This is a genomic window from Streptomyces sp. MZ04, assembly GCF_004684775.1.
GTDB lineage: Bacteria > Actinomycetota > Actinomycetes > Streptomycetales > Streptomycetaceae > Streptomyces.
On the sequence record NZ_SRIC01000581.1, the window covers coordinates 1 to 1,204 of the forward strand.

The 1,204-nt window shown below is 76.1% G+C and carries 1 pseudogene; it reads right to left on the reverse strand.

The annotated features are described in order from the left end of the window. Positions 1-1,204 (reverse strand): annotated as a pseudogene (locus tag E2651_RS43295) (DNA-binding protein); the annotation flags it as partial.

Sequence of the window (1,204 nt, forward strand, 5' to 3'; positions counted from 1 at the left end):
GACAGGCTCGGGCCGCCGAGACGGCGAGCTCGGCGGGGGAGGGGGCGGGCGTCGCGGCCGCCGTGGTCTCGGCCTCCTCGGATCCCAGCAGTGCCCTCCCGTGCGAGGACAGGGCGCCGCGGCCCGTGATGCCGAGCAACTCCGCCTCGTTCAGCGTCCATTGGGCGATGCGGGCGCGTAGTTCGAGTGGTGCGTTGCCCGCGGACGCGGTGCCGGTGGACACGCCGCCCGCGGACGCCCCGCCCCCGGCGGAGCCCCTCGGCGGGCGCTCCCAGCGCAGCCTGGCCAGGAGCGATTCGGGTGTCGGGCTCGCCCCGTCCGGGAGTGTCGTCAGGAGCGTCAGGACCCGGTGGCGGATCTCCGGGGCCGATGAGCGGTCCAGGTGCGGGCCGAGCGCCGACAGCGTGCGGTCCTTGCCGTCGCGGCCGCCGATCAGGCCCGCCGTGCGGGTCGCCGTCAGCCAGGCCGTGGCAAGCGCCGACCAGCGCTCGGCTGCGGGCAGTTCCTGCCAGTCGTCGTACGCCGGTGTCGCCGCGTACCGCTCGTCCGCGTCACCGTCCGACGCCACCAGACCCGCCGCGTAGGCCAGTTCGACCCAGAACGCGGCCACCGGCTCCGGTACGTCGAGGGCCACCGCCGTCCGCTTCAGGTCGCGCACGCTCAGGCCGCCGGCCCGCAGGACCGTCGGGCCGCCCTCGTCCCAGTCCTTGAGGAGCTCCTCGACGGTGTCGAGCGCCATGTACGCCTGGCTCGCCGCCGTCGCGTCCACAACCTGTGGACGGTCCTCGCGCAGTGCCTCCAAGGCGGGCGGCGCCGGTTCGAGCACGCGGTGCGCGCGGCCGGCGCGCAGGTGCAGGGCCGCCTCGCGGGGGAGTACGACGGTGCCGGGCGAGGTGGGCAGGAGCAGCCCCCGGTCGAGGAGCCAGCGCAGATGCCGCGCCGGGTCGGCCGTCACCTGGCCGTACGGCGGCCCCCAGACGAGCCGCGAAAGCACCTCGACGGACTCGGCGGGGGCCTCGTCGAGCAGCGCGGACATCCGGGAGCGGTCCGTGAACAGCTCGGTCAGCGACCGGACGGCGGAGACCGCGTCGTGGGTCGACGGGAGCCCGGCCGCCGTGACGATGTCCTGGATGCGGTTCGGCGACATGCCGGCGGTGGCCTCGGCGACCGTGGGGCCGAGGCCGGTGGGGGAGGGGTACTGCGG